The sequence below is a fragment of the Lentibacillus halophilus genome (assembly GCF_039522485.1).
Classification (GTDB): Bacteria; Bacillota; Bacilli; order Bacillales; family Amphibacillaceae; genus Lentibacillus; species Lentibacillus halophilus.
The window spans coordinates 40,147-67,042 of the sequence record NZ_BAAADM010000015.1 but is presented as its reverse complement, the minus strand read 5'-3'; the positions used below and the strand labels follow the sequence as shown (position 1 = coordinate 67,042).

The following is a 26,896-nucleotide window of genomic DNA, read 5'->3' as shown; positions in this document are numbered from 1 at the left end:
ATTTAAAGTAATATTTCGCGGTGTAAATTTACCATTTAACCGCTTTAACTTTTAACTCTTAAAGATTAAGTTCAAAGTCAAGTTCAAGTTCAAATTCATTCTTGTACATTGATTATTTGTTATTAGTTACATATCTATAAATTTAAAAAGAAGGAGAATCCGTAAAATGAAATTTGATAATTATGCATTACCGAGTATTAAAATCAAATCAAATTGGTTTGATGGGAAAGATAATATGTTTAAGAAAATTGGTAAAGAAGAAGGTTTAAATTTATACTTACAATTATTTAGGTTTAGGTTACATCAAGGTAAATATGATGAACATGTGTTTCGTGTAACAATTGGTGAGTTAAAAGAGTTTACAAAGATGAATTGTAAAACTAAGTTGAGAAATAATCAAGTATTCGATTTGTTAAAGAAAATGTCTAGGGCAGGTATTATTGAATTACATAAACCTGTACGGTGGAATTATTTAGTTGATGAAAATGATAAAATTAAACCTGATACATTAATTGTGTTAAAAGCAATAGATGTTCCGCATACTTATAAAGGTGCTGATAAAAATGGCGTTAGTATTGACAGTCCGACGACGGACAATGATTACTATATAACGATTAATTTTAATACAATTGATTATATATATAACGACCTTTCTTTAACGTCTAAAGAGGTATCTGTTTATTTGTTAATGTTGAAGTTGTCTAATAACAGTGAACACAAAGCGAATATCAATATTAATAAAATAGAAAATTGGTTAGGTTACAGCGACGATACAATAACTAATATACTTATTACTTTAAATGAGAATTATTTACTTGCAACCCATACCAAAAAAAATGGTAAAAAGATTAATTTTGAACATGTTCCGTTGCGTTCATATAGTCGAATTGAAACGTTTAAGAGGGATGCAGATGAAATTATTCAAAAGTTTTTAAAACGCTATGGCAAAGCCGAGAATAAGGAATACAATCCATTTGATGATATTGAAGAAGATATTGATTCGGAAAATTGGGGTTCAAGTCCTAATGGATACGATCAAGAAACAGGTGAAATTAAATTTGATTTAACTCAGTCCTAGATAATGTCTAGGGCTTTTTTTATATACAACTAATCTAAAAAGGGGAATCGATTAATGGAAAATCAGAACGTATTTAAGTTGAAGCAAGATCAAAAAAGTTTAAATGAAAAAGTGGATAATATTGAAAACATGTTAATGCAGAATATCGAGCAAACGGCCATTGTCAATGACGAATGTAAACAAATAAGTAAACAAATTAAAGAAATCAGTAACAAGTTGGAATCAGTGGTAGGTGAGAATCATGAATGAGTTGGAAAAATATTTAAAAAGTATAAATTGGAAGAAAGAGCAATATTTTCGTTGGAAGTTCAACCTGTTTTACGATAAAAGCAAACCTGAAAAAACAGAAGAAGAATTGATGAAGAAAACAGAAGTCCGTACCATGAATAGTTTCTATAATTGGGAAAAAAGTTCCGAGTATAAAGCATTATTAAATCTGTATATGGATTATCGTGCAACGCAGGATTTTGAAGAAATTTATGATTTGATTAGTCAACGTGCTAAAGAACAAGGGAACGAAAAAGATATTAAACTATTCTTGCAGTTAAAGAAGGAAATAAAAGATAACAGAAAAATTGTTAAAGAGATATTCGAGAAACAGGATGATGATGATGAGGTCGAGGATGACGACTTAGAAATATAGAATCGAAAAAGGTGATTAAATGGCAGTAACTAAAAAGCAAAAATTACAAAAGATATTTAATTCGTTTGAGTTGTTTGCTAAGAATTTTATTTACATTGTAAATACGCAAAATCAGGAACAACAGATGACGTTAAACCTTGCACAGCAGGAAATAAATGATTTGATGAAGGATAACCGTTATCTCATTATTAATAAAGCCAGACGTGCCGGAATAAGTACCATGATGTTGGCTAAAGCAATTTTTCAGGCGTGTACACAGCCAAACAGTAACATTTTGATCGTGTCTTATGAGGGTGACAGTGCAAAGGCACTTTTTAACCAGTTAAAATTTATGAATGACAATCTGCCGAGGGATAAATATCCTAATTTGTTTCCTGAAACGAAAAGGGATAATAAACAAGAATTACTTTTAACTAATGGTAGTAGAGTTGTAAGTACGGTAGCAGGGTACAAGGATATTGGACGTGGAATGTCAATTAGTTGGGCGCACTTGTCGGAATATGCCTTTTACAGCAATCAGAAAGAACAGTTATTGTCCATTGAGCAAGCATTGATAGATAAAGGAAGAATTTCCATAGAAACAACCAGTAACGGTATATCGAACCATTATTATAGGTTGTATAATCAAGCCAAACGTGGCAATTCAAAGTACAAGAATTATTTCATTCCATGGTTTCACCCTTTCTATCGTGAAAGTAAAAAAGGGGAATATGACGAAGCAGAAGCATGGTATAAAGCACAAACTGGCGACAGATTACGTTACAAGGATTTGAATGAAGAACAAAGGCGATTATATGAGCAAAATGCCAATTTAAGGCAGTTAATGTGGCGAGAATATAAGTTACAGGACATGAAATTGGAAGATTTCTTCCAAGAATATCCAAGTAATGACATGGAATCGTTTATTAGTACAAATAAATCGGTGTTTGACCAAAATAAGGTATTAGAACGACTTAAATATGTTATGCCAGATATTCCATTGAATGAATTAAGTGATGTTCCTGGTAGTTTGCAAAGATACATAGGCAAAGAGTTAAAGATATTTCATGAATACAATCCTAAGAAATATTACTATGCAGGCGTGGACGTATCGCATGGTGGTGGCGGTGATTCAAGCACATGTACAATCATAGATGACGAAGGTGTGGAATGTGCAAGTTTTGGATCAAATAAATTGCCCGTGTACCAGTTTGCTGATGTATTACATGAATTGTTGATGTGGTATGGACAGCCATTTACAGCGATTGAACGTAATAACGTTGGTATAGTCCTATTAGAGAAGATGCGTGAAGAATACCATTACCAGAATCTATATAAGGAAAAACTATTCGACCAGAAGGGTAAACGTAAGAGCCAGTTAGGTTTTACCCAAACTGTTTCGTCAAAACCAGTTCTTTTAGAGAAATTTAAGGAAAACTTTGAACGTGGATATATCCTATTGAATGATGTGGAAAGTTTAGAGCAAATGCAGATATATCAGAATTTAGGTGGACAGAAAATGGGGAATAAACAAGGCGAGCAGAATCATGATGATAAGGTTATCAGTTGTTCATTGGCTAATTTGGCTAAAGACCAAAACAAGTGGTATATATAAAGCCGACATTTTTTCGGTATTAGAAAGGGATGATAAGGTGGAGTTACAAGAATATATCCGTAACCGATATGATGGACAGTTTAAAAAGTTCATGCAAGAAGAAGTTAATTCTGTTCCTGCACAACAGCACATACGGGAAATTGTTGATATTAAAGAGTATCTAGGCAAGAATCAGCATAAGATTAATACACGTCCTAATGAAATGTTTAATGGTAAACAGATAGAAGTAGAACGTGTTACATTAAACTATGCTAAACAAATTATTAATTTTAGTGTTAATTTTCTGTTAGGTAAGAATCCAGTCCAATTGGCGGGCAAAGAGAATGTTATTAATGAATTGAATAAGGTGTACAAGAAAGGCAAATACCACAAGATTGATTATCGTGTGTTGAGTGACATTGTGCGCTACGGGGAATCGTTTGAATATGTTTATGTTAAAGATGGGAATATATTCAGTCAGACAATAGATCCCAGTGAAGCATATCCAGTGTATGACCCTGAAACTAATGAAATGCTTTCTTTTGTTCAATACTATCATAGTGACTATACAGATTATTATATTGTGTTTACTGATGATATTGTGGCTAAGTACAGTAACATAGGTGGCGAGGATATACGATTGATTGAACAGCGTCCTAATAATACTGGCTTGCCTATTCATTATAAGACAGAAAATGAAATGGATAGCACACGTGGACACGCAGAGATAAATGACTTCATTGATATTATTGACAGTATGGAGCATTTACTTAGTAAAGCAGTCGATGGCTATTACAGACATATCATGGGAACTCCGGTTCTTACTGGTCAATCGTTGACTAATGCAGAATTGCCGAAGCATGGTGCTGCAGGAGCGCATGGCTTACGATTAGATGATGATGGTGACTTTAAATATGTAACGAATCCATTCGATCATCAAGCATTTAAGGAATTGTATGGAACGTTGAAGAATGCTTTAGGTGATATTGCCAGTATGCCTAATGTGTTATTGAATGGTAGTAGTACAATTAGTAATGTTGGTGACGTGGCTATTGAGAGTATATTTTATTTAAGTTTAATTAAGGCAAACATGAATAGTAAAATACTAACAGATGGCTTTGAACAGCGTATAGAGAAAATGAGGAATGTATTGGCTATGCAGGGTATTGAGTTTAGTGATGATGATTTTGAGGAAACTAATTTTGTATTTAGTCCAGATATGCCGAAAGACGATAGCCAGATGATTGAGAATATTGAGAAGTTGAAAGAGATTGGTGTAATTAGTACGGAGAGTGCGTTGGATAATGTAAGTTTCTTGGATAAGGTAAGTGAGATGGAGAGATTGGCTAGTCAAGGTGCAGATGATGGTGTAGGAAATACGGATGATGATAATGGTGATGGCTAATATTTGCAGGGATACATGTGGCGTTCTGTTGTAGTAGATAATACTATGTGTAGAGTTGTATAAGAATGTTAATGTGATAGGAAATAATTGGGAAATAAAAATGTCAGAAATTTTTCGCTGTTACAATAGTAATTGAAAGTAATTATCAATTATACATAATAAATGATACAAGAGCCAGATACACACTTTAGCAAATTAAAGTAAGGATATAATGAAGTATCGGACATAATATACAAAATTATATACATGTCTAATTACATAAAATATTCTAACAATTTATATAAGCATTGATATGATAGGATTATGTGTGTTGCATAAAACTATGTATAATCGATAATTATGCTATTTCCTTTCATAACTGTCATATCAGTAATTATATTTTATTATTATTTACATAATGTGTATTATGTAAACCTATTATTGTATATTTATAAGTTTTATATAAGAATAATTATAGATGTGTAGGATTATATAACGAACCGACCCCCGAATTATTGTTCTGTTCCATAGCAAACCAAATGTTGTACGCACGGGGGTGAAAAAATAAAGGGATTCCACCAATTTATTTATAACACTTTTTTCCATGTTCTTTCTTTGGTAATATTTAAACAAAGGAATTATTTCCTTGTAAATTTAGGAACTATATTTATTACAAAAGGGGGAATATGGAAAATGAGTAAAAATAACAAAGTAGCCAACGGTTTATACTTAATTGGGGTATTTGTAATGATAGCAGGATTTCTAGGTGGATTAATTTTAGGTGATACGGAAATAGAAGGTCTATATGGAAGTTATTCAGAATTTACTTGGTCAATATTTATTGGTTCTACCATTTCAGGAATTTTATCAGGAGCAATATTTATTGGTTTAAGTGAAATCATTGATTTGTTACAAGAAACGGTTAGCAATTCAAAAGTTGAAAATCAAAATGATAACGTATCGTGAAATAATCACATCTTTAAATATCCTAATTAGCAGGAATTATGGCCTATACTTAAATCAAAAAGGGGAATATGGATTATGAAGAAAGTTTTACTGGTTTTAATGGTTGGGCTTACTATTGTCTTAGTTGGTTGTAATGATGAAGCAAAGGCAGATGAACATGTGAGTCAAGCAGATGAATATAGGGAAAATGGAAAATTAGATGATGCTATTTCATTATATCAAAAGGCATTAGACCTAAAAGAAGATGAAACAACTAGAAAAAAACTTAATGAGACAGAAACGGAAAAAGAAACGGTTGAAGGTATGCAAACTGTGTTAAATACATTTGATGAAGTAAATACATACTATTTACAAGATAATGAAAACATTAGTCCTAAAAAAATTGAAGAAGCGGTGGATAAACTTCGTACTGCTGTTGGCAAAGTGGAAAAGTTAGATGCCACAAAAGAAACTGAAATTAGTACATTTCTCAAGGATTTCAAAGAAACTTCAGGTATTTCCGTGATCAGAGAATATGTAGAAAGTAATTTTACTGATGATGGAGACACAATGGAAACTATGGGATTCTTAGATGAAGATGTTCAAGAGGTAAACGAACTTAATGCTTCATTTTTTAGTACAATGGGAAATTACATTGAAGATATAGCGGATACGGAATTACCTAGCAAATATCAATAACAATCCTTACTATCCTATCCGTTCAAGGTATTTTTTATCAAAATGAGCAGGAAATTATATCCCTTTGTCGAATTAAGTAGACAAAGGGGGTGTGATGAATGAGTTTTTCTGAAGATGAGATTATAACAGAAATGAGTTCAGGGAAAGTATATACTGAAAAAGAGGTATTGTCATTTATAGAATTTCATAATGGCAATGTTATTATCACTGATGTGAGGCAGTTACATGAAAATGGAGATAAGAAATTTAAAGTTACCAATATAGTTGAAGGTTATCTCCATTATAGGGAAGATAGTCGTCCAACACCAAATTATAATAAATATTATATTATGAATAGGACTTATGAGTGAAATTTTATTAAGAAACTGTTAAGACATCCAATAGGGTGTCTTTTTTATTATCCAAAATTAAAAGGAAGGTGATTGTATGAATAACATCCAACGCTTGGAAATGGAGACGAAATCTATATCCTTAAATCAATCGGAATTAATCGTATATTTACAAGAAAATAATCTACAACCACATACAGAGTACAACGCCCAATCTGCAACAAATAAACGTAATATTTTCAAATCAGCACTATCCGTCTTAGAGTCCGTAGCCAATTCACCTGATACACTCAAAAATATTAAGCATGAAGATATGTCTGTTTCAGATTTTGCCACTAATATTCAAAACAGAATAGACCAACTCGATCACAAAATTAGAACACTTAAAACGGATGAACAAGCCCAATTTAACTCTAATACATTCATGTTATTCGATAAATAAGATGGCAAATTGAATTATGTATATCCCAAAAGGGTATGATTTTTAAACTTAAATAAGAAAGTAGGTGATTATTTGTTAGAAGAATCCTTTGCACAATTACTAAATCAATTTGCTGTACCAGTAAAACTGAACGATGAAACGAATACACGAAAAGCCATTATAAGTTCTCAAAATGTGTCTGATTCAATTCCAAACTTTGATGATAAAACAATCCATAGTAATTTTAAAATACAACGTGGCGATATTATCCACTTTAACAATGTGAAATATCTTATTATTACTGATGTTCAAGCCAAACGCACATACGAATATAAGGCAACTATGCGTCCTATGACCAATACATTTGAATTTACATATACCACAGAAGGCGAGTATCATTATGATCGTTTAGGCAACAAAGTATGGGACGTTGAACCAAAGGAAGTTACCGAACCTGTATCATGTATTGCACATCAAGAAGGAAGCCCCACAATAGAAGGTAGTCAGATACGTTTACCAGAAGAACGGATAGAGGTAATCATGCCTGATGACAATGCCAGTAGCCAGATCAAAATGGATTCCAAACATACAATCAAAAATAGTAATTATAAAGTCGTCAATATTAATTTACTTCAATCAGGTCTACGCATATTCACTATGGAATGGACAACTAAATAGAATAGCCGCTTTACAAATCACTGCAATCGGTGTACTAATGAAATTAGTTAAATAAATTAGTGAAGTGGCTAACGATTTTAAACAATTGATATACTAATATATATGTTGATTCCGTTTATTTTACTACCTTGACAGGCATGAGGTCGGTGGTTCGAGCCCACTCGGAATCATTAATAATCAGGCGTTATACCTTATGAAAAGAGGTTTAATGCCTATTTTTTATCCTGCGACTCTACACAGATTTCACATTTATGATCTTCACAATAAAACGCTTTTATTGCTGTGTGCATTGTTTTCGTTTTCAAGGAAACCCTGTTAAAGGGTGATGACGATGAAAGCAAATGAATCTGAAACAAAGACGTTTGATCGGGCTCTGGATGAGATCCTTCATTTGTATAATAATTTGGAGAATGATGAGCCGCTTGTTCAATTTGAAGCCGATGTGGAAGAACATATCGAACGAGCCAAAGCGACATATGGCAACGATGTGGTTTATGAAAAAATCAATACTGTGATTCGAGCGATGCTATCTTGGTTGGATCTGGACGATACGCACTCTGGTAAAAATGGGGGAGAGGAAATGGAGGCTTCTGAGACATTCCGAGAAGATAAGGGCGCGGATTGATTGTTTCTGCCTAAAGTGTTACTTTCCCGCCATACGTCTGCAAACGCGTCTAAACAACATTATAATTCAAAAGGATAAACCTTCCGCCGGTTTAACCGATATTTTTCGGTGAACGGGCGGATTTTTATTTGTTCCCGAGCTTGGTTCAACAAGTGCCCCCTATATAAAAGGCAATATCCGGTTTTGTTTATGGATGAGGGCGCCATTGTTGAGGAAGGCCAACCGGAACAGCTATTTTTTCTTATCCGCAATCAAACCGAACATCGGAATTTTTAAATAAAATTCTATAAATCACTGATTTTTTGCAAACACTGTCATAGCACCGTTTGAAACGGAGATGATTATCATCTGATTACTAATGAATGGGTTTACGATTCAATATTTGAAAGCATTTTTGATGTATGCCATGTTTAATAAGTGAGAGAAGGAGTGAACCCATTTAATCATGTTATATGCCATTTAAAACAAATTGCGTTATCAAACATTTCTGTTTATTATTAATCTAACATTGATTTTTCAATAACTTTGGAGGTGGAATCATCTTAAACAGCGGTAATAGTGTCATGACTAAACCTAAGAAGACTGAAACAGGTTTGCATTTTCGCAGGCCGGCAAAAGATGATGGATCAGGTGTTTGGGAACTGGTGAAGCGTACGGGTGTTCTCGATTTGAATTCATCCTACAGTTATCTTATGTGGTGTGAAATTTTTTCGGACACATCTGTTGTGGTAGAAAGGGAAGAGCAAATCGTTGGATTCATTTCGGGTTTCATTCATCCGGATCAACCGGATACACTTTTTGTCTGGCAAGTGGCTGTTGATGAATCGGAACGCGGTCAGGGACTCGCGACGAGAATGTTGTACCAATTGCTGAACCGTGAAAACTGTGAGGATATTCATTCGGTGGAAGCAACCGTATCACCATCCAATTCGGCGTCACAGCAGCTGTTTCTCGGTCTTGCAAGAAAAATGCTTACCAAATGTGTTATTCATGACTATTTTACATCCGATGACTTTCCTGGAGAAGGTCATGAAGATGAGCATTTGTTTAAGATTGGACCAATACAAAAAGAAAAAATTTTAGCGGAAGGGTGACATTTTGACGATAACAGTATTGAATAACCATGATAAAATGAAAACCTTTGAAGAAATGGAATCGTCTGTACGGAGCTATAGTCGGGGTTGGCCGGTCGTATTCGAAAAGGCTAAGGGCTACACCCTTTGGGATACCGACGGGAATGCATATATTGATTTCTTTGCTGGTGCCGGTGCACTGAATTATGGGCACAATAACGACACCATGCAGGAAAAAATGATTGATTACATCCGGCGCGACGGCATCATCCATAGTCTTGACATGGGGTCGACGACACGGGAGTCATTTTTGGAACGCTTCCGGGATGTGATTCTTAAACCGCGTAATCTTGATTATAAAGTCATGTTCCCCGGGCCAACCGGAACGAATACAGTGGAAAGCGCATTGAAGATTGCCCGGAAAGTGACTGGACGTGACAGTGTTATCAGTTTCACCAATGCATTTCATGGTATGACGATCGGTTCTCTTTCTGTGACTGGGAATTCATTTAAACGTCATGGGGCAGGTGTTCCACTTCATCATTCGGTTTCCATGCCATTTGATGATTACGTGGAGGACCAGGATACCATCGCTTTTCTGGAGCGGTTTTTAGAAGATAACGGAAGTGGTGTAGAGCTGCCGGCAGCCATTATTCTGGAAACTGTCCAGGGAGAAGGTGGCATCAATGCGGCTGGAATGAATTGGCTCAAAAAGGTAGCCGACCTCTGCAAACGCTGGGACATTCTGCTTATAGTGGATGACGTTCAGGCGGGTTGTGGTAGAACTGGTACGTTCTTTAGCTTTGAACCAGCAGGGATCGAACCGGATATCGTCTGCCTTTCCAAATCTATCGGCGGTGTCGGATTACCAATGGCGATCACATTGATTAAACCGGAATACGATCAATGGGATCCTGGTGAACATAATGGAACCTTTCGCGGAAATAACCTTGCCTTTCTGGCGGCACAAGAGGCATTGACCTATTGGGAAACCGATGAATTCAGTCAAGCTATTCAGGAAAAAGGCAAGCTGCTCGGTCATACCATTCAAGGCCTAGTTGACAAATATCCCGCTCTTGACGCAGAAGCCCGTGGAAGAGGCCTGATGCAAGGCATCGCAGTCGGTAAACCCGAATTGACCGATACCATTTGTGGAGAGGCATTTCAACGCGGGCTGATTGTGGAAACGTCCGGACCGGAAGATGAGGTTATTAAATTCCTCCCACCACTGAATATAGATAAAAAAGGGCTCGAACAAGGACTTTCAATACTCGAAGACAGCATAAAAGCTGTTCTGGATAAATAAACGATTTAAAGTAATAGAGAGGTGCTGGAATATGATCGTAAAATCACTGGAAGACCTTATGGGAACAGAAGATGAAACGTCTGATGAAAACTGGAGCAGCCGCAGATTTATCTTAAAAAAAGATAACGTCGGCTTCAGTTTGAATGATACTATTATAGGTGCAGGCACCGATAATTATTTCTGGTATAAAAATCATATAGAAGCGGTCTATTGCATTGAAGGCGAAGGTACAATAGAAAAACTGGAGACCGGTGATGTATACGATATTAAACCCGGTACCATGTATCTGCTGGATGAACATGATAAGCACCGCTTGCAGGCTAGGACGCAAATGCGTATGGTGTGTGTCTTTAATCCACCACTTGTTGGGACGGAGACACATAATGAAGAAGGGTATTACCCACTTCTAACAGAATAGAAGATAGCCATTTTACCCCTCGAATGTTGCTCATCGTTCGGGGGGATTTTTTCAAGAATTTCGTGGGCCATCTGTTGACTTACTATGGTTTGGGGGGTTGATCATTGAATCTCGATCATTTAAGAGTGTTTCACGTTTTGGCAAGTAACAATAACTTTTCCAAAACATCGAATGTTCTCCATATGTCTCAATCGAGTGTAAGTAAGCAGATTCGGCATTTGGAAAACGAATTAAATACGAAACTGTTTGACAGAACAACAAAAAAAGTTCAGCTGACGTCTGAGGGAAAAATTTTGTTGGAATCCGCCGAAAGAATATTTAAAGAAATAAATCATGCAAGAAATAAGTTAGCATCGCTTTGGGAGACGGTTCACGGAGACTTATTCATCGGTGCCAGCTTAACTTTGGGTGAACATATTCTGCCCTATATATTAGGAGACTATCAACAACAATATCCGAATGTCCATTTAGATATGAAAGTGGATAATTCGGAACATATTATTGAAAAACTGAGAAATAAACAAATCCACCTTGCGTTTATTCAATCGTCCTCGTATTATCCGGAATTTACGCAACAGCTTTTTTTGGAAGATGAACTCGTTATTATTGCTCCTCATAAATTTATCTATCCAGAGTTTGATTCTATCGATGACTATATTACGCCACAAATGCTTTTAACATTACCAATGATTATCAGAGAAGAGGGTTCAGGCACAAGACAAGTAATAGAAGAACAATTACGAAACAATCGGCTTGCCCCCAATCAACTGAATGTCCTATTGGAGATGGAAAATACGGAATCGATTAAAGCTGCTGTTGAATCGGGCTTAGGTATCTCTATTATTTCAAAGGTTTCGGTTCAAAAAGAATTACGTTTGAACACGCTTCGAAAGTTGTCCGTTAATGGTCTCCACTTAAAGAGAAACTTTTATTCGGTCTATGACGACCAAAATCTATCATTGCCATCCAATTCCTTCCTTTCATTTATTCATAATTATTATAACTGAATAGACCATTTATCAAGAAACCTCCAATATATGGGGGTTTTAATGTGTTTATAAAAAATATTGATTCAAATGTGTCATAAATCAAATTATTTATCAGAATATGAGAAATTATCGCAAAACATTGACTTCTTACCCCCTTACTGATTAAATTAAATTAGTGAAATCACATTTTCGCGAAGATGATGGTCACTCTCTTATTCATACAATCCAAATCATTTTATGGAAGGTACAACAATGTTAGGGGAGGATAAACATGCAAATGGATAAAAAGATTCAAACGGATGAGGAGGCCGCTTCTGCAACCATTTCAATGATGATTGACAAGGCACGGGCAGCAATGGATCAGATATATGATTATAGTCAGGAACAAGTTGATGAGCTGGTCCAGGCTGTAGCGTGGGCCATTTATAAACCCGGTAATACCGAGGAGCTGGCACAGATTGCTCTTCAGGATACTGGTCTTGGTCGCTATGATGATAAAGTCACGAAGAAAAGACGTAAAACGATGGGAACGCTTTACGATTTAAAAGATGAAAAATCGGTCGGAATCATTAATCAGGATGAAGCCACGGGGATTACGGAAATTGCCAAACCTGTTGGCGTTGTTGGAGCTGTCGTACCGTCAACAAATCCAGGTGCTACCCCAGCAAATATCGCTATGATGGCTTTGAAGGGGCGTAATGCTATTATCATTGCACCTTCACCCAAAGGTCTGTCAACAGCTCAATTGCTTCTGACGTATATTCATCAGGAATTGGAAAAAATAGGTGCACCGCTAGATCTCGTTCAAGTATTACCTGAGCCTGTAAATAAAGCGAAAACAATTGGATTGATGAAACAATCGGACTTTTTGACCGTCACCGGTTCAAGAAACAATGTGCGGTTGGGACAGACAAGTGGCACTCCGAATGTTTGTGTCAGCGAAGGAAATGTTGTATCGATTGTTGATGCAACGGCAGATATTCAAAGTGCGGCCCACAAAATATTTCTAAGTAAAACATTTGATAACGCTACCAGCTGTTCCAATGATAATTCGGTAGTTATTGAGGCGTCGGTTTATGATGACATGATCCGTGCTTTGCAAAAAGAAGGCGGTTATCTTTGCAATCAGTCGGAAAAAGACGATCTGCAAGCTGCGATTTGGACGGATGGAAAGCGGAATTCCAGGACTGTTGCCAAAGATGCGGATGTGATTGCTCAAGCTGCCGGCTTGCAAAATAAGGAAGCAAATGAAGCAACATTTTTTATGGTTGAAGAAACAGGTGTAGGCGCGGATTATCCGTTTTCAGGCGAAAAATTGGCGGTTGTTTTAACGGTCTATAAAGCCAATGATTTTACGGATGCCATTGACATTACCAAAAATATTTTAAACTATCATGGTCGTGGACACTCGTGCGGACTTCATACATCTGATAAAGCACATGTTGAAAGAATTGGCTTGGAAATGGATGTGAGTAGGTTGTTGATCAATCAGGTGCAGGTGTCCGGAAATGGTGGAAGCTTTGATAATGGCCTGAACTTTACACTTTCCATGGGAGGTGGAACATGGGCAGGTAATAACACGTGTGATAATTTATCTTATAAACATTTTCTCAATACAACAAAGGTTTCGGAAGTTATTCCTGAAGTAGTACCGACGGAGGAAGAATTGTGGGGAACATACTGGGAAAAATATGGGCGTGACTAAGGAGTTGAAACTATGAAATTATTTGAGCATCAAGCAAAAGCGTTATTTGAAGGCGCTAACATTCCTGTTCCGAATCGTGCTGTAATAAAAAACAGATCTGAACTTGATGATGCGATAAGTCAAGTTGGTTTGCCGTGCGTGATTAAGGCGCAGGTATTACATGGTGGAAGAGGGAAAGCAGGACTCATAAAGGTTGCCGAAGAAAAGGAAGAAGCAAAAGAAAAGGTAACTGACGTGATAGAACGGGCTGAGAATACACCTGATCTGTTAATTGAAGAGGCTGTTGCCATCGCGAACGAATTCTATGTTTCTATGACGGCAGACCCATCGACAGGAAGTGTCATGATGATGGGGAGTGCTGAAGGCGGCATTGATATTGAAGAAGTTGCCAGAACCATGCCTGAGAAAATAATAAAGACAAATGTAAACGTTAACGAAGGATTGTTACCATATCAAGCACGCGAATTTTTGTTTGATTTAGGAATAGAGAAGAAAATGATTGGTCAGGGTACAAAGCTACTCTTGAATCTATATGATGTGTATCGGAAACATGACGCTGAATTAGTGGAAATAAACCCTTTAATGGTGACCGAAGAAGGAAATTTTGTTGCCGGTGATGGAAAGATTACGATTGATGATAATGCCCTTTTCCGGCATCCGCAGTTTTCCTTAACACGAGAGCATTTTGATGATGATGTTCAGTATGCTGCTGCAATCGAGGGTATTCCATATCTTCAGTTTTCAGGAGACATCGGCTTAATGTGTGCTGGGGCTGGTTTAACTAATGCTGTGTATGACCTGGTCAATGATCATGGTGGAAGTGTTGCCAGTTATTTGGAATTTGGCGGGCCAAATTATCACAAAGCCGTCAAGTCAATGGAGCTTATTATGCAAAATGAAATAAAGGTGTTGTTGGTTGTTACATTTGGCACGATTGCAAGAGCGGATGTCATGGCGCAGGGGTTGGTCGACGCTATTAAAGAACACAAACCGGAATTCCCTATTGTGACTGCGATACGAGGAACAGGAGAAGAAGCGGCCCATGACATATTAAGAGACTTTGGTCTTGAACCACTATCAGATACAGAAGAAGCCGTGAAGAAAGCCATCAAGCTAACGGGAGGTGTCCCTACACAATGAGTATTATTTTAGATGAACAGACACGTGTTTTAGTGCAAGGGATTACAGGCAACGAAGGACGATTTTGGACGCAGCATATGATGGACTGTGGTACGAACGTCGTTGCCGGTGTGACACCAGGAAAAGAGGGGCAGATGGTGAGGGATGTCCCTGTCTTTCATACGGTCAAACGGGCGACCGCCACGATGGATGTAGACGCATCGCTGCTTTTTGTTCCTCCACAACTTGCCAAGGACGCAGTATTGGAGGCGTTGAATGCGGGGATAAAAAAGATTGTTGTTTTATGTGATGGCATTCCTCTGCACGATACGTTGCAAATGAGAAAATCTGCCCAGATGGCGGGGGCCATGGTTATAGGTGGGAATACGTCAGGCATTATTTCGATGGGAAAGGCAATGATGGGATTTTTCCCTTATTGGCTCGACCGTGTTTATAAACCGGGAAGGATCGGAATTATGACGAGAAGCGGTTCATTAACCAATGAAGTAACGTCTGAATTGGTAAAAGCGGGTTTTGGTGCTTCTTCTTTGGTTGGAATTGGTGGTGATTCTGTGCCATTAACGCGATTTGCTGAAGTACTGCCATTATTTGAAAATGACCCTGATACGGATGCCGTCGTGATCATTGGTGAGCTTGGTGGAACAATGGAAGAAGAGGTAGCTGAAGCGATGGAAAATGGCATTTTTACAAAGCCTGTCATTTCCTTTCTTGGGGGAAGGACGGCGCCAAAAGGTAAAAAAATGGGGCATGCCGGCGCTATTATAACCGCCGGAAAGGGAACCGTAGAAGATAAAATAGCTGCACTTAATGAGGCTGGGGCATATGTAGCCAAAAAGCCTAGCATGGTTGGCGAACTATTAAAAGACGTTTTTGTGAAACAGAATAATTAGTCTGGGGGAGCGTTAAGGCTCCTTCAGACATGAAAATCTATAATGATGCGAATAAATGAAAGCGCTTTACAATCCTAGGTGAGAACAAAAATCACTTAACCTCAGGGGGCAGTTTTTGATGGGAAGGCGAAAATTAAGTATCAGTAATAAGGTGTTATTACTGCTATGTGGCTTGTACTTCATCGCATATGTGGATCGCGTTAATATCGCAACGGCTGCACCATTTATTGAAGACGACCTCAATCTTTCCTCATCACAAATGGGTTTCATCTTATCCGCATTTGCGTATCCTTATTGTTTTTTGCAAATTGTCGGCGGATGGGCCGGTGATAGACTAGGCCCGCGTAAAATGTTGTCTGTCATAGGAACAGTTGTCGCTGGGACCACGGCACTAACCGGTGCTATTTCAGGAATGTGGTCTGCCATGCTTGCACGTTTGGGACTTGGTGTTGGAGAAGGGGCTGCTTTTCCAACTGCTACCAAAGCCATGACTAAGTGGCTGCCCAGGGAAAAATGGGCATTCGCTCAGGGGGCTACCCACGCATCTTCCCGATTAGGTAATGCGATAACGCCTCCGTTGATTGCCGCCATTATCGTTTCGCTGGGTTGGCGTTCCTCCTTTTTAATTATGGGTGTTGTTAGTGTTATCTGGGTACTCGTGTGGCTTTGGTATTTTCGTGATAATCCCAAAAACCACCCTAAAATAACGAACGAGGAATTAGAACAATTACCACAACAAACGGATACGAAAGGGCAAACAGAGAAGAAGATTGTCCCCTGGAAAAAGTTGAGCAAACGCATTTTACCTATTACGTTGATTGACTTTTGTTATGGGTGGTCATTGTGGGTTTATTTAACATGGTTGCCCTCCTTTTTATATACAGCATACCAAATAGATATCGAAAAATCCGCTCTGTTTACTGCCGGTATCCTGTTTGCGGGCGTTATAGGTGATACATTCGGAGGTGGGTTATCTGATAAGATTTATAAGAAAACCAATAATCTCAAGTTCGCTCGAAAATCAGTAGTCGTCTCGGGATTAGCCGGATCGTTTATCTTTTTATTACCCGCACTATTTGTCCATAATTTAGTGTTAATTTCCATTTCGCTCAGTGTTGCCTTCTTCTTTTTGGAATTGTGTAACGCTAATCTATGGGCTATGCCAATGGATATTGCACCGGATTATTCGGGTACAGCCAGTGGAATGATGAATACCGGATTTGGAATTGCGGGAATGGTTTCTCCTCTTCTATTTGGGTTTTTGATTGATGTAACGGGTAATTGGCAAGTTCCTTTCAGTGCTTCTATTGGTCTTTTGTTTGTGGGTATTATCGTGACATTGTTTATTGATCCTTCTAAAAAGTTAAATGTGAACGATGAGGATAGAATGAATTCGGCAACTTCTGAATGATTACCATGAAAACTACCTTCGTCGATTTGATGGAGGTGGTTTTTCATGCATCCTCTAACATATGGTGGACGGATTGCTTGTTACAAGAGATAATGTCAGTATAAATGAAACATCTATTATTGAATACCGAGGAGGACAAGCAATGAAAAGCATTGTTATCAGCCAATCAGAAGGTCAGAATAAGCTGGAGATGGACGAACAGCCTAGACCGGAAGCAAATGAAAATGATTTATTGATTAAAGTAAAAATGGCCGCTGTTAATCGGACGGATATCCTTATTAAGGAAACGAATACGAGTTATGGATCAAATCCGATTCCAGGGGTAGAGGTAGCAGGCACAGTGGTTGAAGCGGACAGTGACCATTCTTTTGCTGTCGGAGACCGAGTTATGGGGCTTGTAAATCGAGGTGGTTATGCTGAGTACGCTGTAATGCCTGCCGATCGTGCGATGAAGATCCCGGAATCGCTATCATTCAAGGAAGGTGCAGCCATCCCCGAAGTATTTTTGACGGCTTATCAGACACTATTTTGGATTGGCAAGCTGCAAAAGAATGATACCGTTCTTATTCATGCCGGTGCCAGTGGTGTGGGAACGGCTGCTATCCAACTGGCTAAACAATTAACCGGCGCAAAGATAATCGTTACTGCCGGCACAGAACGAAAACTGCAATTTTGTTCGGAGCTTGGCGCTGACGTCACCATCAATTATAAAAAACAGCCGTTTGACAAAGCCGTCCTGGAAGCAACGGATAATCAAGGTGCGGATCTGATTCTTGATTTCATCGGTGCATCCTACTGGGACAAAAATCTGACAAGCATCAAAACGGATGGCCGCTGGGTTCTTATCGGTGTTATGGGAGGGAGCAAGCTTGAAAACATGAATTTAATGAGCCTTATGTCCAAGCGTATCCAGCTGACTGGAACAATGCTCACCCCACGGAGCGACGCGTATAAAGCTGAATTAAGCAGGGAGTTTGCTGAGGAAGTACTGCCCTATTTGGAACAAGGCAGTATACACCCGGTACTGGACAACACATTTTTGATTGACGACATCCACGAAGCTCACCAACATATGAAAGAAAACAAAAATATTGGAAAAATCATCCTGGACGTGGGATCAGAGGCTAATTAAATAAGTGAAAAAAATCGTGCCATCTTAAGGAAACGGCACGATTTTTAGTTGGCTTTCGAGCGTGAATCACTTTATCATTTTCTTGATAAACGGTTTTAAGTACACAACAAATAATCCTTTACTTATGTAATATAATGCAAGCGTTTCTTACAAGTGACATAAGAGTAGCAATCGTCATTATTACAAAAATGACGGTAATGTTCGAAAAGCTTTTTTCAAGATACATCTCGTCCTTAACCTCACCATCTTTATCTAATTGTAACATGTAAATGGAAACCCTTAGGTGAAGAGGAACGTTTCCATCCTGCGATTCACCGTAAAGATTTCTAACATGAGAACAATTGTTTCCTTTACATGTGTTATATGTTAAAATACGAACAAAAGTTCTTGTTAAGGGGTGGCTGCTTTGAATCAATTGCTTTTTCGATCATTGCAAACAAAAATGAAACTTGAAATGATCTACTTAAAAACCGATAATAGAACAAGCTACCGTGTTATCCGTGTGCTTGGTATGCATGGGAATCGGGTAACAGCCTATTGTTTCACCCGGCAGAAAGTAAGAACATTTAAAAAAGATATGATATTGTCAATTGGATCAGTTCAAAAGGGGAAAATGGAGGCATAGCAATGTGTTCAAATGGACAGAGAATAGCACATTGGACAAATGAAATGCAGTCAGAACACGTGGAAAAAATAAAGGAAATTTTGTATGAGTATGAAATGAAAACAAAACAATCATCCCATTAACGATTCTGTTGCCTGTTTTCCGGCTGAATGGTTTTTGTGAGGCCATACATAGAAACCATTCGGCTGGGCCAGACTATTGCGTGCGGAGGTGTTTTTAATGGGCAAAAGACGAAAAAATGACACAGGCATCAGTGATGAACAAGCGGTTAGAAAAGAATTGTCGAACGAATTTGACCATGAATTTGCCAATGAGCCATTGACGGAAAACGAACGTCAGCACAATAAAAAAACGAAAAAGCGGCAATAAAAACAAGGAAGGGATGGATTATCCCCTCCCTTCCCGAAAATACATAAGGGCGGTTATAGTGTGAATGTGCGAATCGAAATAACATATCAGACCCCCAAAGGGAATCAAACAGAATTTACATCGGAAGAGATGCGTGCTGAAAAGGCATTGTTACTGGCAGAAGATCTGAGGAAAACGGGACGAATCAGCACGATCCAGTTCATGGATGATTTTGAAAATAGATGGAATGTGAAAGAACTATCCAAGCAATTGGAGGAAATTGAGACAGAGCCGCATCAAATCACCGTTACCTTCGATGGTAGTTTTGATTGGAAGACACAAACATCCGGACTGGGATGTGCAATTTATTATAAACAAAATGAAAAATCGTACCGACTCCGTAAAAATGCTCATGTGGACGAGTTAGCATCCAATAATGAGGCAGAATATGCAGCATGCCATCTCGCCCTTCAGGAATTGGAATATATGGATGTCCATCATTTACCGGTTACGATTACGGGTGATTCGCTCGTTGTCATTCAACAATTAAAAGGGGAATGGGCCTGTTATAAATCGGAGTTATCTAAATGGGCTGACCGAATTGATGATTTAATCAGTCGTATGGGAATTACTCCGGAATTTAACCTTGTATCCCGAAAAAAGAATAAAGAAGCGGACCATCTGGCATCCCAAGCGCTTGAAGGCACCGAGGTTACAAGCACGAAGGAAATCCCCAACCAATCATCGGGTTCGTAGTGGTTCCTGACTTGCCAGGCTAATTTGCTGATGACACCATACAGATTGTAAATTTCGGGTAAACGTAATACGCCTTCATTCCGGTATGCAATCGTCTTCAGCCAAGGCAATCACACCGGGTCGCGGCATACGGACTGTTTCTGTCATGGGCATCAGCACTTTTTTATCCGCGTATAATTATTGTTTCATGGTAAAAGGCCTGCATCTTATTGCAATATCTGTACTTACGCTAGGCGATCTATGGACAAGCATTCTTCCTCTCATATATGGCACCAGAGTTATGCTCTTCGACGATTATATGAATACATTCCTTATCCAGTCCTCTCTACAACAGACTGATAGCTGCTGAAACGTGGTTTTATTAAATGATCAACGTTTAAACGTCAAATATATTATAATGATGATAGAGATAATTTATGTAACGGGAAAGGAGCATTCGCTATGAAACTATTCCATACAGCGGACTGGCATTTGGGCAAGCTAGTGCAGGGCGTATACATGACTGAGGATCAGAGGTACGTGCTGGAACAATTTATCCAGGCGGTTGAACAGGAAAAACCGGATGCCATTATTATTGCAGGGGATCTGTATGATCGAGCAGTGCCGCCCACGGAAGCCGTGCACTTGCTTGATGAAGCGCTGGATCGAATCGTGCTTGATCTGAAAACGCCTGTCCTTGCCATAGCGGGGAATCACGACAGCCCGGGCCGTCTGAATTTCGGGAGCAGTATCATGAAGGAAAATGGGTTCCATGTTGCCGGCCATTTCAAGAAAAATAGGCAGCCGGTTGTCCTTTATGACGAACACGGACCGGTCCATTTTCATCTTGTCCCGTATGGCGATCCGAGTGTCATTCGCAATGAATTGGGCGATGAAAACATCCGAACGCACAATGACGCTGCTGAAAGAATTATAGAAACGATTCACAGACAAATGGATCCAAACAGCCGGCATGTTTATGTTGGACATGCTTTTGTAACACCATCTGGGGAAGAAAAACAGAATACAAGTGATTCAGAGCGCCCGCTTTCAATCGGAGGTGCGGAATACGTCAACGCTCAATATTTCAATCGTTTCCATTATACAGCATTGGGACATCTGCATCAGACACACTATGTCGAAAATGAAACCATTCGATATTCCGGTTCAATTATGAAATATTCTATATCGGAAGAACATCATCATAAAGGCTTCCATATCGTGGACATGGATGCCGATGGAAACGTGTCCGTCGAAAGGCGCACGCTAATACCGGCAAGAGATATACGGACAGTGGAGGCGACGATGGAGAACCTCTTAAGGCATCCGGTCAGTGATGATTATGTTTTTGTTCATTTGCTCGATGCGGGGCCCGTGTTATCACCAATGGAGCGGATTCGCTCCGTTTATCCGAACGCCATGCATGTAGAGCGAAAACATGTTATTACCGGTCCCCGTGCAGACAACAGTGAGACAAAAAAGGACCGCACCAATATGAGTGACCTTGACCTATTTAAATCGTTCTACAAGGAAGTGAAGGGGTCCGAAGCTACGGAGGAAACGGAAGCTATTTTCCGGGATGTTCTGGAAACAATGTTGAAAGAAGAAGAGAAATCGGATACCTCCGAGAAACAGAAGACATTTGTATCACCATAAGGGCTGGAAGAAAGGAGGAAGCGTTCATTGAAACCACGTAAATTGACATTGACCGCATTCGGACCGTATAAACGGACAGAAACGATTGACTTTGCCGAACTTGATGCATGCAACCTGTTTGTCATATCCGGTAATACAGGTGCAGGCAAAACGACGATATTTGATGGGATATGTTTTGCTTTGTACGGCAGTGCCAGTGGGTCTGACCGGGAAGATCACCGGATGTTGCGCAGTGATTTTGCAGACGACGACACACATACGTCCGTCGAATTGATGTTTGACCTGAAAGGACGTACTTACCGTATTCTTCGTCAGCTGGGTCACGTCAAACAAGGTAACAAGACGAAAACCGGTGAGCGTTATGAGTTTTATGAACAAATGGCCGACAAGGAAGTTCCATGTGTTGATCGACAAGTGGTTTCTGAGATTAATAGACAGATCGAAGCTTTGCTTGGCCTGACTCAGGATCAGTTCAAACAGATTGTCATGCTTCCACAAGGCGAATTTCGGAAATTATTGACTTCGGAAACGGAAAATAAAGAAGCGATTTTACGTCGGATTTTCAAGACGGAGCCGTACAAGTATTTAAATGATCTGTTAAAGCGAAAAAAGGATCATATCCATGAGCAGGTCACACAAGAGAAACAAATGCACGACCATTATATTCAAACAATACCCGCAACATTGCCAGAGCGGGAGGAGTCAACACTGTTTTATGTATTGGCGCAAGATTACTATAATGCGAATCAGGTTATGGACGGTCTTGATAAGGAAAGACAGTTTTATCAGGACCAAGTGACAACGGATCAGCAACAATACGAAAAAGCTTATCATAAACACGCTGAAAAACAGACGGAATTCCACCAAGCTAAAGCAGTGAATAATCGTTTCCAGGAACTTGAGCAGAAGCAAAAGCAGCTGCGGGGACTTCATGAACAAGTTCCGGCGTATACGGAAAAAAAGGAGCAACTGGAAGCGGCTGAACGTGCCGCTGGAATAGAACCTTATGAAAAACAGACCGAAGACCAGCGCCGTGAGGAACAAGAAAAAGAGAAGGCCTATCGCCATGCTGTAGCGGCAAACAAACAGGCGAATACGAAGTTGGATCATGCCCGATCGGTTTTTCAACAGGAAGAACAGAACCAACAGAAACGTGAAGAAACCAGCAAGAAACTCGACCAATTGCAGGGATTTCTTCCAGATGTTCAAGCTATCGATGAACGAAAACAAGAAATGGAGCAACTGCAAAAACAGACCACAGAAACAGCAGCAGACCTGGAAAAACAGAAAAAAGCATTGCAAGAAAAGCGAGAAGAAGCGGATTCCTTGCATCAAAATATTACTAAGATGGATGAGTCTGTCAGTCAGTTGCCTGAAAAGCAAGAAACTTTGAACCACATGCGCGAGCAGGTTAAAGTGCTGATGAGGTATCTGGATCTGCAGGAAAAGCAAAGTCGTCTCCAGCAGGATCTCCGTACAAAGGAACAGGCTTTTCATGATAAAAAACGATTGTACGAAAAGGCCGAACAACGTTGGATGAATGATCAAGCAAGTGTTTTGGCAGCCCATTTGGATGATGGGTGTCCTTGTCCGGTTTGTGGTAGTAAAGACCATCCGGATATGGCAATCAATGATACGAGTGGTGTGACTAAAGAACAACTGGATGCTATGAAAAAAACCATGGATGAAAACGATCGCCTTTACAGGGATGCGGTGGCGAATCAAAAGTCAAATGCATCACAACTGGAAGAGGTACAAGCTGAGCTTCACGAACTTCAAATACAAACCGCCGATGCGAAAGCCTTGAAGGATGACTTATCAGAAAAGGGAAAACAGTTAAATGATGAAGTGGACACATTGAAAAAGAAACGGGAAAAACTGGCCAAAGCGAAAGAAACGCAAGCGAAAGCGGCTGAAGACATTAAACAACTGGAAACAGATAAAGAAAAACTGGACAAAACCTATCACGACAACCAAGCAACCTATGAAAAAGTCAAGGCCGTCTATAATGAACGCATAAGCAAGATTCCGGAAGAAGTGCGTGTCCTGTCTGAATTGGAACGGCACATTAAAGAAACGTCCGACTATAAAGCACAGCTTGAACAAGCATGGGAACAGGCACAGAAACAATTTCAAGAGGCTCAAAATGAACAGACGAAGGCAACAGCTAACCTGACAAACATGCAAAAACAACTGGAGGATGCCAACGAAAAACGGAAAAAAGCAGAGGCGTTGTTTCAAGAAGCGCTTGGAAATGCGCATTTTGATTCCGAAGAAGTGTATCAACAAGCGAAAATGACCGCATCTGAGCGGGATAGGCAGAAAAAAGACATCCAGCAATTTAATGAAAAACGTGCTGCTCTTGAGCAAGCGGTTGCCGAATTGCATGAACAATTGAAAGACTATACAAAGACAGATTTGACCGTGATACAAACGGAGCTTGATCAATGGAAGCAAGCTTACGAAGCCGCATTGAAACAATTGAATCGGTCCAAGCAATATGCACAAGATGCAGCCGATTTACGAATGAATATTTTAGAAACGCAAGAAAAACTTGCCGCAAGTGAAAAAGACCTCGAACGAATAGCTGATTTGCATGATATGCTCCGGGGACAGAATGATCAAAAGATTTCCTTTGAGCGTTATTTGCAAATGGAATACCTTGAACGGATTATCGAAGCAGCCAATGCACGATTGAAAGATTTGTCCAATGGCCAATTTTATTTGATGCGAAGCGACCGGCAGGAATCACACGGCAAACAGAGTGGCTTGGCCCTTGATGTTCATGACGCATATACCGGTCAGACGAGAGATGTCAAAACCCTTTCCGGTGGAGAAAAATTCAATGCGTCTCTGTGCCTTGCGTTAGGCATGTCCGATGTGATTCAGAGCTTTCAGGGCAATATCCGGATTGATACAATGTTTATTGATGAAGGATTCGGGTCACTGGATGAAGAATCGCTAAACAAAGCAATCGAGACATTAATCGACTTGCAAAAATCCGGCCGCATGATTGGTGTCATTTCCCATGTACAGGATTTGAAGACATGGTTTCCGGCACGATTGGACGTTGTGAAAACAAAAGAAGGTTACAGTAGAACAGAATTTACAGTAACGTAAATGAAGGTGAGGGCAAGTACCACGATTGTCACAACAGCTATTATTCCAAAGTTGTTAACTTATGTTAAAAATTGGCGTATGTTATTCCTGTTTTGGTGAAAACTAATGTGTGAGACATCTAAAAACAGGGAGTGACAACGGAATGTTAAAGTTGGAAACAGAACTTGAAGGAAGAAAAGCTTATTTCGGCGACGTTTTTAAAATATTCCGATCCAATGGCTATACATTATGTGGGAACTGGGAATATGACCGTGGCAAGTTTGATATGGTTTTATGCCGGGAAGACGGTGAGACGATTTATGTCCGTGTCCCTTTCAGTGTATTGGAAGGAGAACTGGACAAATCGGATGCCTACCTGCAATTTCGTACACCATATGTCATCAAACATGTCGTGAATACCGGCCTTGACTGGGATGAAAACTCGCTTTTGTCCACCACCGGATTTAATCAGTTTCAAAAACCTGTTGATAAGGATGGGAATATTAGCGATAAAAGCAGGTGGGAAGCAGCAGGCGAAGAAGAAGTGCAAGAGGTGATGGAGTCGCTTCAATCGCAAATATCATAAATGTGACTCGATCTTCATCAATGTATCGGGTCGTCGCGTATGAACCTCCCCGATCATGCCTGATAAATAGGCGCTTGACATTATGATCATGCATTTTATAATAGGATAAAATGGCAAAATGTATAACGATTATTCATACGGATGTTCATACAAAATCGTAAAGCATTCAGGGGAGGTTGCAGTAGTTGACGACACTTTTTCCAACGTATAAACGGTTTGATTTATCGGTGAAACGCACGTCTGGCATGACTGTGGAAGACACTAACGGGAAAACGTACATAGATTTTGGTGCGGGCATTGGGGTCTGTGGTCTCGGTCATCGCCATCCGGATGTTCAAGAGGCTTTAGAGAATCAATTGAACCAATATTGGCATGTATCAAATCTATATCACAACCCCATACAGGAAAGTGTGGCAAATAAGCTGACACGCCATAGTTCAGGTGATCAGGTGTTTTTCTGCAATAGTGGCACAGAGGCGAATGAATCGGCAATTAAACTTGCCCGTAAAGCGACTGGAAATCATAAAATCATTTCATTTGAGAAGTCGTTTCACGGGCGAACTTATGGTGCTATGGCGGCAACGGGGCAGGAAAAAATCCATACCGGTTTTGGTCCGATGCCTGAAGGGTTCCATTACGTCCCGTTTAATGATATCGATGCAGTAAAAGAAGCCGTGGATCATGAGACTGCTGCCGTTATGATGGAAGTGATCCAGGGCGAAGGCGGCCTTAACGTCGCTGATGGTGAATTTGTGAAGGAAGTCGAACGCATTTGCCGTGAACATAACGTATTGTTGATAATTGATGAAGTGCAGACAGGCATTGGTCGAACTGGCAAAGCTTTTGCTCATCAGCATTACGGGATTTCCCCGGACATTATTACATCCGCCAAAGCACTTGGCAATGGTATTCCGGTGGGTGCTATGATTGCTGGGCAATCGCTGAAAAATGTATTTGGTCCCGGCAGCCACGCAGCAACGTTTGGTGGTAATCCGCTTGCCATGGCGGCAGCAAATGCTGTTTTAAACCATGTTTTTCAGGATGAGTTTTTACAAACAGTCGCGGAAAAAGGGACGTATTTTCTCAATCAACTGGCGGAATCCATCGGAAAACTGCCGGTTGTTTCGTCCGTTCGCGGCAAAGGGTTGATGATTGGAATTGAATGCCATCAGGATGTATCAGGAATGGTTGGTTCGCTGATGGAAGAAGGTTTGCTCGTTTTAAGTGCCGGTCCGAACGTTATTCGGTTGTTGCCGCCATTGATTGTGAGTTATAAAGAAATAGATACGGCGGTCCATATGATAGAACAAGTACTGAGTTCTGAAGCGGTCAATCAGTCATAAAAAGTTAACAAAAGCTCCTGGCTTTCTGGAAGTCAGGAGCTTTTGTTATACATGATTTGTCCACC

27 protein-coding genes are annotated in these 26,896 nt (G+C 39.5%); all 27 read left to right on the top strand.

Annotated features, from left to right (window positions below):
- Window positions 1-166: 166 nt before the first annotated feature.
- The 27 genes from ABDZ72_RS03345 (at window position 167) to argD (ending at window position 26,831) form a co-directional block, all read left to right on the top strand.
- Window positions 167-1,078: a hypothetical protein gene (locus ABDZ72_RS03345; RefSeq protein ID WP_343751135.1), complete on the top strand. Its 912-nt coding sequence runs from the start codon at window positions 167-169 to the stop codon at window positions 1,076-1,078.
- Between the two features lie 54 nt (window positions 1,079-1,132).
- Window positions 1,133-1,327, top strand: a complete 195-nt coding sequence (locus ABDZ72_RS03340) for a hypothetical protein (protein ID WP_343751134.1) — start codon at window positions 1,133-1,135, stop codon at window positions 1,325-1,327.
- Complete coding sequence (locus tag ABDZ72_RS03335; protein WP_343751133.1) at window positions 1,320-1,721, top strand: hypothetical protein; 402 nt, start codon at window positions 1,320-1,322, stop codon at window positions 1,719-1,721. Before ABDZ72_RS03340 ends, ABDZ72_RS03335 begins: the two co-directional genes overlap by 8 nt.
- A gap of 19 nt (window positions 1,722-1,740) precedes the next feature.
- Window positions 1,741-3,315, top strand: a complete 1,575-nt coding sequence (locus tag ABDZ72_RS03330; protein WP_343751132.1) for a terminase large subunit — start codon at window positions 1,741-1,743, stop codon at window positions 3,313-3,315.
- Between the two features lie 37 nt (window positions 3,316-3,352).
- A complete protein-coding gene (locus ABDZ72_RS03325; RefSeq protein ID WP_343751131.1) occupies window positions 3,353-4,699 on the top strand; it encodes a phage portal protein in 1,347 nt (448 codons plus the stop codon).
- Between the two features lie 672 nt (window positions 4,700-5,371).
- Entirely contained in the window at window positions 5,372-5,644 is a 273-nt protein-coding gene (locus tag ABDZ72_RS03320; protein WP_343751130.1) for a hypothetical protein, read from the top strand.
- A gap of 75 nt (window positions 5,645-5,719) precedes the next feature.
- A complete protein-coding gene (locus ABDZ72_RS03315) occupies window positions 5,720-6,322 on the top strand; it encodes a tetratricopeptide repeat protein (RefSeq protein ID WP_343751129.1) in 603 nt (200 codons plus the stop codon).
- Window positions 6,323-6,420: 98 nt separating this feature from the next.
- Complete coding sequence (locus ABDZ72_RS03310) at window positions 6,421-6,672, top strand: hypothetical protein (RefSeq protein ID WP_343751128.1); 252 nt, start codon at window positions 6,421-6,423, stop codon at window positions 6,670-6,672.
- Window positions 6,673-6,748: 76 nt separating this feature from the next.
- Window positions 6,749-7,093, top strand: coding sequence for a hypothetical protein (locus ABDZ72_RS03305; protein ID WP_343751127.1), 345 nt, complete (start codon window positions 6,749-6,751; stop codon window positions 7,091-7,093).
- Window positions 7,094-7,165: 72 nt separating this feature from the next.
- A complete protein-coding gene (locus tag ABDZ72_RS03300; RefSeq protein ID WP_343751126.1) occupies window positions 7,166-7,750 on the top strand; it encodes a hypothetical protein in 585 nt (194 codons plus the stop codon).
- Between the two features lie 331 nt (window positions 7,751-8,081).
- Complete coding sequence (locus tag ABDZ72_RS03295; protein WP_343751125.1) at window positions 8,082-8,375, top strand: hypothetical protein; 294 nt, start codon at window positions 8,082-8,084, stop codon at window positions 8,373-8,375.
- Between the two features lie 563 nt (window positions 8,376-8,938).
- Entirely contained in the window at window positions 8,939-9,469 is a 531-nt protein-coding gene (ectA, locus tag ABDZ72_RS03290; protein WP_343751124.1) for a diaminobutyrate acetyltransferase, read from the top strand.
- 37 nt (window positions 9,470-9,506) lie between these two features.
- Window positions 9,507-10,754 (top strand): diaminobutyrate--2-oxoglutarate transaminase, encoded by a 1,248-nt coding sequence (gene ectB, locus ABDZ72_RS03285; RefSeq protein ID WP_343751246.1) that lies wholly within the window; start codon window positions 9,507-9,509, stop codon window positions 10,752-10,754.
- 31 nt (window positions 10,755-10,785) lie between these two features.
- Complete coding sequence (locus ABDZ72_RS03280) at window positions 10,786-11,172, top strand: ectoine synthase (RefSeq protein WP_343751123.1); 387 nt, start codon at window positions 10,786-10,788, stop codon at window positions 11,170-11,172.
- A gap of 104 nt (window positions 11,173-11,276) precedes the next feature.
- On the top strand, window positions 11,277-12,179 hold the full coding sequence (locus tag ABDZ72_RS03275) for a selenium metabolism-associated LysR family transcriptional regulator (protein ID WP_343751122.1): 903 nt from the start codon (window positions 11,277-11,279) through the stop codon (window positions 12,177-12,179).
- Between the two features lie 253 nt (window positions 12,180-12,432).
- Window positions 12,433-13,866 carry an acylating sulfoacetaldehyde dehydrogenase gene (gene sauS, locus ABDZ72_RS03270; RefSeq protein WP_343751120.1) on the top strand — a complete coding sequence of 478 codons (1,434 nt, stop codon included), beginning with the start codon at window positions 12,433-12,435 and terminating at the stop codon, window positions 13,864-13,866.
- A 12-nt stretch (window positions 13,867-13,878) separates the two neighbouring features.
- Window positions 13,879-15,006: an ATP-grasp domain-containing protein gene (locus tag ABDZ72_RS03265; RefSeq protein WP_343751119.1), complete on the top strand. Its 1,128-nt coding sequence runs from the start codon at window positions 13,879-13,881 to the stop codon at window positions 15,004-15,006.
- Window positions 15,003-15,896 (top strand): succinate--CoA ligase subunit alpha, encoded by an 894-nt coding sequence (sucD, locus tag ABDZ72_RS03260; RefSeq protein WP_343751118.1) that lies wholly within the window; start codon window positions 15,003-15,005, stop codon window positions 15,894-15,896. The genes ABDZ72_RS03265 and sucD overlap by 4 nt, the downstream gene beginning before the upstream one ends.
- Before the next feature lie 118 nt (window positions 15,897-16,014).
- Window positions 16,015-17,307 (top strand): MFS transporter, encoded by a 1,293-nt coding sequence (locus tag ABDZ72_RS03255; RefSeq protein WP_343751117.1) that lies wholly within the window; start codon window positions 16,015-16,017, stop codon window positions 17,305-17,307.
- A gap of 142 nt (window positions 17,308-17,449) precedes the next feature.
- A complete protein-coding gene (locus ABDZ72_RS03250) occupies window positions 17,450-18,439 on the top strand; it encodes an NAD(P)H-quinone oxidoreductase (protein WP_343751115.1) in 990 nt (329 codons plus the stop codon).
- 406 nt (window positions 18,440-18,845) lie between these two features.
- Window positions 18,846-19,064, top strand: coding sequence for a hypothetical protein (locus ABDZ72_RS03245; protein WP_343751114.1), 219 nt, complete (start codon window positions 18,846-18,848; stop codon window positions 19,062-19,064).
- A 219-nt stretch (window positions 19,065-19,283) separates the two neighbouring features.
- Window positions 19,284-19,433 carry a small acid-soluble spore protein SspO gene (gene sspO / locus ABDZ72_RS03240; RefSeq protein ID WP_343751113.1) on the top strand — a complete coding sequence of 50 codons (150 nt, stop codon included), beginning with the start codon at window positions 19,284-19,286 and terminating at the stop codon, window positions 19,431-19,433.
- Between the two features lie 60 nt (window positions 19,434-19,493).
- Window positions 19,494-20,168 carry a reverse transcriptase-like protein gene (locus tag ABDZ72_RS03235; protein ID WP_343751112.1) on the top strand — a complete coding sequence of 225 codons (675 nt, stop codon included), beginning with the start codon at window positions 19,494-19,496 and terminating at the stop codon, window positions 20,166-20,168.
- Between the two features lie 441 nt (window positions 20,169-20,609).
- Window positions 20,610-21,803 carry an exonuclease SbcCD subunit D gene (locus tag ABDZ72_RS03230; protein ID WP_343751111.1) on the top strand — a complete coding sequence of 398 codons (1,194 nt, stop codon included), beginning with the start codon at window positions 20,610-20,612 and terminating at the stop codon, window positions 21,801-21,803.
- Between the two features lie 27 nt (window positions 21,804-21,830).
- On the top strand, window positions 21,831-24,923 hold the full coding sequence (locus ABDZ72_RS03225) for an AAA family ATPase (protein ID WP_343751110.1): 3,093 nt from the start codon (window positions 21,831-21,833) through the stop codon (window positions 24,921-24,923).
- A 142-nt stretch (window positions 24,924-25,065) separates the two neighbouring features.
- Window positions 25,066-25,488 (top strand): YugN family protein, encoded by a 423-nt coding sequence (locus ABDZ72_RS03220; protein ID WP_343751109.1) that lies wholly within the window; start codon window positions 25,066-25,068, stop codon window positions 25,486-25,488.
- A 185-nt stretch (window positions 25,489-25,673) separates the two neighbouring features.
- Window positions 25,674-26,831 (top strand): acetylornithine transaminase, encoded by a 1,158-nt coding sequence (argD, locus tag ABDZ72_RS03215; protein ID WP_343751108.1) that lies wholly within the window; start codon window positions 25,674-25,676, stop codon window positions 26,829-26,831.
- The last annotated feature ends 65 nt before the right edge of the window (window positions 26,832-26,896 follow it).